Here is a 9880-nt window from a genome sequence, read left to right on the forward strand (position 1 = left end):
AGTCAGGACAGGACACCTCATGAGCAGCATCAGCATCATCGGTACTGGGAACATGGCCCGCGCCATCGGCGCGCTGGCGGTAGCGGGCGGCAACACGGTCGAGGTCATCGGCCGCGATCAGCCTAAGGCCGCTGACCTGGCCAAGGCTCTCGGCGGCAGCGCCACGACGGGAAAGTTCGGCGCCGTCCCGGCCGGGGACATCGTCATCGTGGCCCTGTTGTACGCCAATGTCGTTCCGGTCGTCGCCCAGTACGGAGACGCCCTCGCGGGCAAGGTCATCGTCGACATCAGCAACCCCTTCAATTCCGCGGCAGACGGGCTAGCCATCCCCGATGGCACCTCGGTCGCGCAGGAAGTTGCCAAGGCCGCCCCGGCCAGCGCCAGCGTCGTGAAGGCATTCAACACCATCTTCGGTGTTGTCCTGGCCCAGGGCCGGAAGCTCGACGTCTTCATCGCCGGCGACGACGCGCGCGCCAAGGCGGGCGTGGCGGAGTTCGTCGAGAGCCTCGGGCTGCGCCCGCTCGACGTCGGCGGCTTGAACATGGCGCACTGGCTGGAAGGAACGGGCCTGGTCATGATGGGTCTCGCCAGCCACGGGGTGGGGAACTACGACTTCGCCCTCGGCGCCACCGTTCCCGGCTGAGCTGCACCGCCGCAGGTCCACGCAGTGAACGAACAGGGGCGCCGTGCGCCCAAATAATGGTTGATGGATCATCGAAATGATAGGAGAGGACTCTCGCGATGAAGCTTGGTTTCGCACTTCCCATAGTCGGGCCCGCTATCAGCAGCGCCGCTGGTCTGAGCGCGTTCTGCCGCGGACTCGAGGACCTTGGCTACGACACGCTGTGGGTCGGCGATCGCCTGGTCACGCCGGTTGACATGCATAGCACCTATCCGGGCAAAGAGCAGCCGTACCCGCCGCAGATGACCCGTTACCTCGATCCGGTGCTGCTGTGGACGGTCGCCGCGACGGCGACCAGCCGGGTGCGGCTGAACGCCAGCACGCTCAGCACGTTCTACTACGAACCGCCGCACCTGGCCCGCTTGCTCACCACGCTCGACGTGCTCAGCGACGGCCGCCTTGACGTTGGCGTGGGAATCGGGTGGATGAAGGACGAGCACGACATCGCCCGCGGCGCGGACTGGCACCGACGCGGGCAGATGCTCGACGACCTGCTGGCGTTCCTGCACGAGTGGTGGACGACTACCCCGGTGTCCTGGGAGAGCGAGTTCTTCTCGCTGCCGCCGGTCCATGCCGACCTGCGCCCGGTCCAGGCCGGCGGTCCGCCCATCTGGATCGGCGGCGCCAGTGAGGCCGCGATGCGCCGGGTCGGCCGCAGCGGCACCGGCTGGCTCGGGGTCGAGGGGCTGCAGGACGAGGTCACCGACCACTTGTGGTCGATTGCGCGCCGTGCGGCGCAGGACGCCGGCCGCGATCCTGACGCGCTGAAGACGGCGATGCGGATCAACCTCGAACCGGGCACGTCCGTTGACTCGGTTGCCGGCAGGCTCGAGCGCCTCGCCGGGTCCGGTGCTGATGAGGCGATCGTGGATGCCTTCGCAATGTTCCCCAGCCTTGACCAGATGCTTGACTTCGCCAGCCAGGTAATCGCTCGATGGAGTGATCGTGGGAAAGCTTGACGGCAAGGTGGCGGTGATCACGGGTGGATCAAGCGGTATGGCGCTTGCCGGTGCCAAGTTGTTCGTTGAAGAAGGAGCTCATGTTTTCATCTCGGGTCGGCGGCAGGAAGCTCTGGATGAAGCCGTCAAGCTGATCGGCCGGAACGTGACCGGCGTGCAGGCTGATTCGGCCAACCTGGACGAGCTGGACCGTTTGTTCGACGCGGTCAGGCGGGAAAAGGGCGCCGTCGACGTGTTGTGGACAAGTGCCGGGACGGGCGAGGAGCGCAAGCTCGGCGAGATCACGGAGCAGCACTTCGATGCCACTTTCGGGCTGAACGCGCGCGGCACGCTGTTCACGGTGCAGAAGGCATTGCCACTGTTCAACGACGGTGGCTCGATCTTCATGACGGGGTCAATCGCTTCGGTCAAGGGCTTTCCTTTCTGGAGTGTGTACGCGGCGAGCAAGGCTGTTCTGCATGCCTACGCCCGCGGGTGGTTGTCCGAGTTGAAGGACAGGAGGATCCGGGTCAACGTGCTGACCCCGGGCCAGGTCGCCACGCCGATACAGCAGCAGTTGTTCGACGAGGAGACGAAGGCGCAGTTTGAGGCATTGATCCCACGGGGAAAGATGGGCAGCCCTGAGGAGATTGCGACGGCCGCGTTGTTCCTCGCCTCGGACGACTCAAGCTATGTCAATGGTATGGAGTTGATTGTCGACGGCGGCACCACGGCAGTCTGACTAGGCACCACGCTTGAGCGGAGGAATGGATAAGTCGCTGTCCGGAATTGCGGTCTGTTTTCGCAGCTAGAATCCTAAGGGCTCCGGTCTAGGGGCAAATATGTTTGACCGATCGGGCTCACAGCTCGGGTCGACGCGCTGCTGCCTATCCCGGTTTGGGGACGCTTCTTCAATGACCTGCGCATTGTCCGCGGTGGTGTCACACTCAACCATGGTTGTGAATCCGTTTCGTGCCGTTCTCGCCGCCGCGGCAGCCGTAATGCTGGCGGGAGCGACCGCTCACGCCGACGGCCCGGACGACCAGTTTTTGGCCTTGCTCTCGAAACACGAGATTGTCGGCGCTCCGGATCAGATGATCGCCATCGCGCATGAACGGTGCGACGACGGTAATCTCCCTCGCTCCGGTGGGTTCAATTTCCGCTTCGGCGCGCAGCCAGGCCCCTACATGTTCGCCATCGGGGACATCTACAACGAACTGGAATCGCAGGGTATGACCAGTGGGCAGGCGGCGCAGTTCATCAGGGACGCCATCACCGTGTACTGCCCGGACCAAAAGGGCAGGTGATCCACCCCTTTAGTGTGCCGCTGGCGGCGGAATTTAGGGTGTTTGCGCTGCTAGAAGCCTATTTTGGTTGTATGAGCCGCTCAACATACTTGGCGATGACGTCGACTTCGAGGTTCACCGATGTCCCGGGCGCGGCCTGGCCCAGCGTGGTCAGCTCCCGGGTGGTGGGGATCAGCGATACCTCAAACCAGTCTTGGGGGTCACTGCCGAGCCCGGAGACGGTCAGCGAAATTCCGTCGACGGTGATAGAGCCCTTTTCGACCACATAGCGCGCCAGTTCAACGGGCAGCCCGATCCGGACCACCTCCCAGTGCTCGGCGGGGGTGCGGGCCTGAATCTGGCCGGTGCCGTCCACGTGTCCCTGCACGATGTGCCCGCCAAGCCGACTGTTCAAGGCCGCGGCGCGCTCGAGGTTGACCGGGCTGCCGGCGGCCAGCCGGCCCAAGCTCGAGCGCTTCAACGTCTCGCCCATCACGTCGGCGGTGAACTGGCCCTCCGGCAGCACCTCGACCACCGTCAGGCACACGCCGTTGACGGCGATCGAGTCGCCGTGACCGGCATCGGCGGTAACGACCGGACCACGGATGGTGAACCGCGCGGAATCGCCCAGGTCGTCTTTGCCGACTATCTGACCCAATTCCTCGACGATTCCGGTGAACACCGCCTCAGGTTAATAAGTCTGGCAGTCTGCGCGCTACGTGGCCGTCACCGCTGTTACCTCGGGCTTCGGCGTGGGCTGAATGGCACCCTCTACGATGCACGTATGCCGACGCGTCGCCCATTCCTCGCCGTCCTTGCCGCCCTCAGTATCGCCGCCACTCTGGTCGGCGGCTGCTCGTCATCCAAGCAATCCACCGCGCCGCTCCCCGACGCGGCCACGCTGCTCGCCAAGTCCAACTTGACCACCAGAAACGTCAAGAGCGTTCATCTGGTGCTGTCGGTGGCCGGCACGATCAAAGGACTGCCGGTCAAGACGCTGACCGGCGACCTGACCACGTCACCTGACACCGCGGCCAAGGGCGAGGCCAACCTCACGGTGTTGGGCTCGAGCGTCGATGCTCAATTCGTGGTCGACGACGGAACCCTCTACGCGGCGCTGACCCCAGGCCATTGGGAAAGCTTCGGTGCGGCGTCCGCTATCTATGACCCATCCGAGATCCTCAACCCGAACACCGGTCTGGCCAACGTGTTGACCAACATCAGCAACCCCAAGTCCGATTCACGGGAAACCATCAACGGGCAAAGCACGGTCAAGATCACCGGAACGGCCTCAGTCGACGGGGTGAACGGGCTTGCGCCGCAACTGAAAGCGACTCAGCCGCTGCCGGCGACAATGTGGATCCAGGAAACCGGCGATCACCAGTTGGTGCAGGCCAAGCTGGACCAAAGCGCGGGCAACTCGGTCCAGATGACGCTGTCGAACTGGAACGCGCCCGTGCAGGTCACCAAGCCGCCGGTAGCCGGATGACGGCACCACACACCGGCCGCGGAGTCGCGATCGGGGCGGGCAGCCTCGCCGTACTGCTCGGTGCCCTCGACACCTATGTCGTGGTCACCATCATGCGCGACATCATCAACACCGTCGGCATACCGATCAATCAACTGCAACGAATCACGCCGATCGTCACCTGGTACCTGCTGGGCTACATCGCCGCGATGCCGCTGCTGGGCCGCGCCTCGGACCGATTCGGCCGCAAACTGCTGCTGCAGGCCAGCCTGGCCGCGTTCATCGTCGGCTCGGTGATTACCGCGCTATCCACCGATCTGCATGTGCTGGTGATCGGCCGCACCATTCAAGGCGTGGCCAGCGGTGCACTGCTGCCAGTGACGCTCGCCCTCGGTGCGGATCTGTGGAGCCAGCGCAACCGCGCCGGGATACTCGGCGGCATCGGTGCCGCGCAGGAGCTGGGCAGCGTGCTCGGCCCGCTCTACGGAATCTTCATCGTGTGGCTGACGAGTCGTTGGCAGGACGTTTTCTGGATCAACGTGCCGCTGGCGCTGGCCGCGATGGTGATGATCCAATTCAGCCTCCCCTCACGGGACCGCAGCGCCGACCCGGAAAAGATCGACTTGGTCGGTGGACTGCTGCTGGCAATCACGTTGGGGCTTGCGGTGATCGGGCTGTATAACCCGTCCCCTAACGGTCAGGAGGTGCTGCCCAGCTATGGAAAGCCACTGCTGATCGCGGCGGTGGCTGTCGCGGTGATCTTCGCGGTGTGGGAGCGGTTTGCGCGTACCAAGCTGATCGAGCCCACCGGGGTGCACTTCGGACCGTTCCTGTCCGCGCTCGGCGCGTCGCTGTGTGCCGGTGCTGCGCTGATGGTGACACTGGTCGATGTCGAGCTGTTCGCCCAGGGCGTGCTCGGTAAGCAGCAGGACCAAGCCGCCATCCTGCTGCTGCGTTTCCTGATCGCGCTGCCGATCGGCGCGCTGCTGGGCGGCTGGATCGCGACCAAGGTCGGCGACCGGGCCATGGCGTTCGTCGGGCTGTCGATCGCGGCCGGTGGCTACTGGCTGATCTCGAAGTGGTCGATCGACCTATTGGACCAGCGGCACAACATCTTTGGCCTGTTGTCACTGCCCGCATTGGACACCGACCTCGCGATCGCGGGCTTGGGGCTGGGTCTGGTGATCGGGCCGCTGACCTCGGCCAGCTTGCGGGTGGTGCCGTCGGCGCAGCACGGCATCGCCTCGGCGGCGGTGGTGGTGGCCCGGATGACGGGCATGCTCATCGGGGTAGCCGCGCTGAGCGCGTGGGGCTTTTATCAGCTACCGCACATCGTCGCGAGGCTGTCGACGCAAGTGCCGGAAAACGCCAGCCTGGCGATGCGGCTTGCGGCGCAGGCCACCCTCTACCGGCAGGCGTTCGCCCAGATGTACGGCGGCATCTTCACGGTCACGGCGGTCGTCTGCGCCGTGGGTGCAGTGTTCGGGCTGCTGATCAGCAGCCGTCGCACCCATGCCGAAGAGCCTGAACTGCACGAAGAGCAGCCCGTCGGGCCTCGGGTCTAGGTATTCGGCCCAAAGCGGAGCACACTCTTGGTGTGACTCGGGGCGATGGGGCCTCATCGCAACCGGCCGGCAACTCTGCCGGTGGTGTCCTGATCGCGGCCTATGGCATGGCTGCTTACGTGATGTTCCTGCTCACCTTCCTGTATCTGATCGGGTTTGTCGTCGACGCTGACTTCACGGTCGGCAATGTGCACATCGTGGGCAAAAGCATCGATCGCGGTGGCCTCGGCGACGGCAGTCTGACTGTCACGGCGGTGATCATCGATACGGCGTTGCTCGGGCTGTTCGCCGTTCAGCACAGCGTCATGGCCAGGCAGGGATTCAAACGCCTGTGGACCCGCATCGTGCCGCCGAGTGCAGAGCGCTCGACCTACGTGCTTGCCTCCAACGTCTGTCTGGTCGTCCTGGTCGTGGCCTGGTACCCCATCACTGACGACGTTTGGCTGGTCACCGCCCAGCCCTGGGCGGCGGTGCTGACGGTCACCGGTCTTGTTGGGTGGGCAATTGTCCTGCTGAGCACCCTTCTGATCGATCATTTCGATCTGTTCGGCGTGCGTCAGGTATTCGCCCGGCTGCGGGGGCGCCGGCTTGCCGAGCACAAGTTCGCGACGCCGCTTTTCTACCGGGCTGTTCGACACCCGATCTACCTGGGTTTCCTGATCGCGTTCTGGGCCACGCCGAGAATGACGTTGGGACACTTGCTCTTTGCGGTCGCGACGACCGGATACATCTTGGTAGCAGTCCAATTCGAGGAGCACGACCTGATCCGCGCATTCGGGGAGGAATACAGCGACTACCGTCGCCGCGTCCCGATGTTGATTCCCGGCATGGGCGGTCACTCTCGACGCACCCGTTCGACCGGCTAGCGGGGCACCAGGCTCAGCACCAGATCCGGCCCGACCCGTTCGATGCCGTCGTAGCGCCAGCGCAGCGCCCGGGCGATGCTCGGCACGCCGACGTCGTCAACCGCGCTGATCGGTCCGCCCAGCAGGATCGGCGCGACGTAGGCCAGGATGCGGTCGATCACCCCCGCCCGCAGGAACGCCCCGGCAAGCGTGGGCCCGCCCTCGAGCAGCACATCGGTGCGATCAGACACCGCCTGGAGCACTTCGGCCGGGTCACGGGTGCGGATCACCATGGTGCGCGAGTCGTCATTGAGAACCTTTGCCTCCGAGGGGATTTCACGCATACCCACAACCACCCGCAGCGGCTGGCGGTCCGCTAAACCGCCGTCGGCCAACCGGGCGGTCAACGTCGGGTCGTCGGTGAGCACCGTCCCGGTGCCAACCACGATCGCGTCGGCCGCCGCTCGGCGGCGGTGTAGGTCGGCACGCGCGGCCTCGCTGCTGATCCACTGGCTTGAGCCGTCCGCGGCCGCGCTGCGGCCATCGATGCTGGTGGCGTACTTCCATGTCACGTGCGGCAACCCGGTGCGTTGCTTGTGCAGCCATTCGCGCAGCGGTCCGGCCGCGACCAGATCGGCTTCCACATCGCCGACGACGCGTACTCCGGCGGCCGCCAGGCGCGCCGCACCACCCGCGGCAGTGGGGTTCGGGTCGGTGACCGCGTACACCACCGACGCGATGCCCGCGTCGAGCAGCGCGTCCACGCACGGCGCGGTCTTGCCGTGATGGTTGCAGGGTTCCAGGGTGACCACCGCGGTGCCGCCCTCGGCCAAGCGCCCTGCCCGCCGCAGCGCCACCACCTCGGCATGCGCCCTGCCCGCCGGTTGGGTGCCGCCTGCGCCGGCGACCCGGCCATCGCGGTCCAGAATGACCGCACCGACCGGCGGGTTGGGATAGGTGCTGCCCTTGACCAGGTCGGCGTGCTCGACCGCGAGCCGCATGGCGGCGTCGTAGCTGATGGCCGCCGCCTGCACACTCATCGGCGCAGATGCGGGGACGCGGCACCGGCCCGTCGCCGCAGTGCCTCAACCGCGGCCGCCGGATCCTCGGCACCGTACACCGCGGATCCGGCGACGAAGCAGTCGACACCGGCCTCGGCGGCCTGCTCGATGTTGTCGACGTTGATGCCGCCGTCGATCTCGACCAGGATCGTCAACTCGCCGGAGTCGACCATCTTGCGTACCGTGCGGACCTTGCTCAGCACCTCGGGAATGAACTCCTGCCCGCCGAAACCGGGCTCGACCGACATGACCAGAAAGGTGTCGAAGTCCTTGAGAATGTCCAGGTAAGGGTCCAGCGGGGTGCCGGGCTTGATGCTCAACCCCGCCTTGGCGCCGGCGGCGCGGATGTCGCGGGCCACGCCGACCGGGTTGTCGGTCGCCTCGGCGTGAAACGTGACGTTGTAGGCGCCCGCTTCGGCGTACGGCGGCGCCCAACGGTCGGGATTCTCGATCATCAGATGGCAATCCATCGGAATGTCGCTGGCGGCCAACAGACTTTCCACCACCGGCAGCCCGATCGTCAGGTTCGGCACGAAATGTGCATCCATCACATCGACATGCAACCAGTCGGCGCCTTCGACGATGGCGGCCTCGTCGGCCAGCCGGGCGAAATCAGCGGCCAGTATCGACGGCGCGATCAGCGGCCGATCGGTCTTGCCTGACATGGGCTTCAGCCTACTTTGAGGGCTGCGGCGAACATGGCGTCGGTGCCGTGCCGGTGAGGCCACAGCTGAACGTAGGGGCCCTCCCCTAGATCTGCGACGGGCTCGAACAGCGACCGGGTGTCCAGCGCGGACACCGGATGGCGCCGCAGCGCGTCACCGACCACACCGACCGTCTCGGCCAGGTGCGGCGAGCACGTCGCATACAGCACGACACCACCGGGCCGGGTCAGCGCGATCGCAGCTTCCAACAGCTCGCGTTGCAACCGGCTCAGCGCCGGGATGTCGGCGGGCTGTCGCCGCCAGCGCGACTCGGGCCTGCGGCGCAACGCACCCAGCCCGGTGCAGGGCACGTCGACCAGTACCCGGTCGAAACCCGGGTCCAGGCCGCTGCGGCGTCCGTCGGCGCACACCACCTCGACCGGCAGGCCGCGGGTGTTCTCGGTAACCAGGTCGGCGCGGTGCGGTGCCTGATCCACCGCGGTGACCCGGGCCCCCGAACCCGCGCCCAACGCGGCCAGCAGCGCGGTCTTGCCTCCCGGCCCGGCGCATAGGTCCAGCCATCGCCCGGCGTCGTCGGCCACCGGCGCCAGCGTGAGGGCGCGGGCCACCAATTGGCTGCCCTCGTCCTGGACCAGCGCTTGGCCGTCGCGCACCGCAGACAGCTGCGCGGGGTCACCGCCCGGCAGGTACACCGCATACGGCGAATACCGGCCGACGGTGCCGTCTACGGCACCGGCCAACTCCTCGGCGGTCAGCACGCCCGGCCGGGCGGCCAGATGCACCTGGGGTCGCTCATCGTCGCCGGCCAAAGCCGCATCAAGTTCGCCGGCGGCGGCACCCAGCGCGTCGACGAAGGCCTGCGCGATCCAGCGCGGATGGGCATGGACGAAAGCGGCGTGCCCGATCGGATCGGCCATTTGGTCGGGTGCAAGCTCGTCGACCCAGGATCGCTCATCGCGGGCGCTGATTGTGCGCAGCACACCGTTGACGAAACCCGCTCGCGCTGAATCGAATTCGATTCCGGCCTGCTCGACGGTGGTGGAAACTGCGGCGTGCGCGTCCACCCGAGTACGCAGCAGTTGATACGACCCGAGGCGGAGCAGATCCAGCAGCACCGGGTTGATGGCGTCGGGTGGCCGACCCGCGGCTGCACCAATGATCGCGTCGAGCAGCCCACGGACGCGGCAGCTTCCGTAGGTCAGCTCGGTGGCGAAAGCGGCGTCGCGGCCGCTGATCTCCCGTTCCCGCAACAGGACTGGCAGCAGCAAGTTGGGGTAGGCGTCACGCTCGCTTACCGCTCGGAGCACATCGAACGCGGCCCGCCGCGCCGGATCCAGCGGCCGGCGCCGCGGCGGCCTGGGACGCTGCGA

The 9880-nt window shown here is 66.4% G+C and carries 11 protein-coding genes; 7 read left to right on the top strand and 4 right to left on the bottom strand.

Translation table 11 applies throughout. The annotated features are described in order from the left end of the window. The first annotated feature begins 19 nt into the window (after positions 1-19). From WAN71_RS20925 to WAN71_RS20940, 4 genes are all read left to right on the top strand, one after another. Entirely contained in the window at positions 20-643 is a 624-nt protein-coding gene (locus WAN71_RS20925) for an NADPH-dependent F420 reductase (protein ID WP_422227174.1), read from the top strand. 98 nt (positions 644-741) lie between these two features. After that, the gene (locus WAN71_RS20930) at positions 742-1641 is read left to right on the top strand and encodes a TIGR03619 family F420-dependent LLM class oxidoreductase (RefSeq protein ID WP_422227164.1); all 900 of its coding nucleotides are present in this window, start codon (positions 742-744) and stop codon (positions 1639-1641) included. Continuing rightward, a complete protein-coding gene (locus WAN71_RS20935) occupies positions 1628-2362 on the top strand; it encodes an SDR family NAD(P)-dependent oxidoreductase (protein WP_422227165.1) in 735 nt (244 codons plus the stop codon). The genes WAN71_RS20930 and WAN71_RS20935 overlap by 14 nt, the downstream gene beginning before the upstream one ends. Positions 2363-2534: 172 nt before the next feature. Then, the gene (locus WAN71_RS20940; RefSeq protein ID WP_422227166.1) at positions 2535-2927 is read left to right on the top strand and encodes a DUF732 domain-containing protein; all 393 of its coding nucleotides are present in this window, start codon (positions 2535-2537) and stop codon (positions 2925-2927) included. A gap of 58 nt (positions 2928-2985) precedes the next feature. Here the strand turns inward: WAN71_RS20940 and WAN71_RS20945 are convergent, their stop codons facing one another. Next, positions 2986-3588: a riboflavin synthase gene (locus tag WAN71_RS20945; protein WP_422227167.1), complete on the bottom strand. Its 603-nt coding sequence runs from the start codon at positions 3586-3588 to the stop codon at positions 2986-2988. 102 nt (positions 3589-3690) lie between these two features. Between WAN71_RS20945 and WAN71_RS20950 the strand changes: the two genes are divergently transcribed. The 3 genes from WAN71_RS20950 to mddA are packed head-to-tail and all read left to right on the top strand — an operon-like array spanning position 3691 to position 6805. Then, positions 3691-4395 (top strand): LppX_LprAFG lipoprotein, encoded by a 705-nt coding sequence (locus WAN71_RS20950; RefSeq protein WP_422227168.1) that lies wholly within the window; start codon positions 3691-3693, stop codon positions 4393-4395. Continuing rightward, entirely contained in the window at positions 4392-5939 is a 1548-nt protein-coding gene (locus WAN71_RS20955) for an MFS transporter (RefSeq protein WP_422227169.1), read from the top strand. Before WAN71_RS20950 ends, WAN71_RS20955 begins: the two co-directional genes overlap by 4 nt. Before the next feature lie 32 nt (positions 5940-5971). Continuing rightward, positions 5972-6805: a methanethiol S-methyltransferase gene (gene mddA, locus WAN71_RS20960; RefSeq protein WP_422227170.1), complete on the top strand. Its 834-nt coding sequence runs from the start codon at positions 5972-5974 to the stop codon at positions 6803-6805. Here mddA and ribD read toward each other — a convergent pair. The 3 genes from ribD to WAN71_RS20975 form a co-directional block, all read right to left on the bottom strand. Continuing rightward, positions 6802-7824 carry a bifunctional diaminohydroxyphosphoribosylaminopyrimidine deaminase/5-amino-6-(5-phosphoribosylamino)uracil reductase RibD gene (gene ribD, locus WAN71_RS20965; protein WP_422227171.1) on the bottom strand — a complete coding sequence of 341 codons (1023 nt, stop codon included), beginning with the start codon at positions 7822-7824 and terminating at the stop codon, positions 6802-6804. The genes mddA and ribD overlap by 4 nt on opposite strands. Beyond that, on the bottom strand, positions 7821-8510 hold the full coding sequence (gene rpe, locus WAN71_RS20970; RefSeq protein WP_422227172.1) for a ribulose-phosphate 3-epimerase: 690 nt from the start codon (positions 8508-8510) through the stop codon (positions 7821-7823). The genes ribD and rpe overlap by 4 nt, the downstream gene beginning before the upstream one ends. 5 nt (positions 8511-8515) lie before the next feature. Beyond that, positions 8516-9880: RsmB/NOP family class I SAM-dependent RNA methyltransferase (locus WAN71_RS20975; RefSeq protein WP_422227173.1), on the bottom strand; the 1365-nt coding region annotated here is incomplete at its 5' end.

The organism is Mycobacterium sp., assembly GCF_049280035.1.
Classification (GTDB): domain Bacteria; phylum Actinomycetota; class Actinomycetes; order Mycobacteriales; family Mycobacteriaceae; genus Mycobacterium.

What these genes read in the sequence shown, in the direction of transcription:
- rpe (WP_422227172.1), bottom strand. Translation starts at nt 8,510, where the DNA reads ATGTCAGGCAAGACCGATCGGCCGCTGATCGCGCCGTCGATACTGGCC.
- WAN71_RS20940 (WP_422227166.1), top strand. Translation starts at nt 2,535, where the DNA reads ATGACCTGCGCATTGTCCGCGGTGGTGTCACACTCAACCATGGTTGTG.
- WAN71_RS20925 (WP_422227174.1), top strand. Translation starts at nt 20, where the DNA reads ATGAGCAGCATCAGCATCATCGGTACTGGGAACATGGCCCGCGCCATC.
- ribD (WP_422227171.1), bottom strand. Translation starts at nt 7,824, where the DNA reads ATGAGTGTGCAGGCGGCGGCCATCAGCTACGACGCCGCCATGCGGCTC.
- WAN71_RS20930 (WP_422227164.1), top strand. Translation starts at nt 742, where the DNA reads ATGAAGCTTGGTTTCGCACTTCCCATAGTCGGGCCCGCTATCAGCAGC.
- WAN71_RS20955 (WP_422227169.1), top strand. Translation starts at nt 4,392, where the DNA reads ATGACGGCACCACACACCGGCCGCGGAGTCGCGATCGGGGCGGGCAGC.
- WAN71_RS20950 (WP_422227168.1), top strand. Translation starts at nt 3,691, where the DNA reads ATGCCGACGCGTCGCCCATTCCTCGCCGTCCTTGCCGCCCTCAGTATC.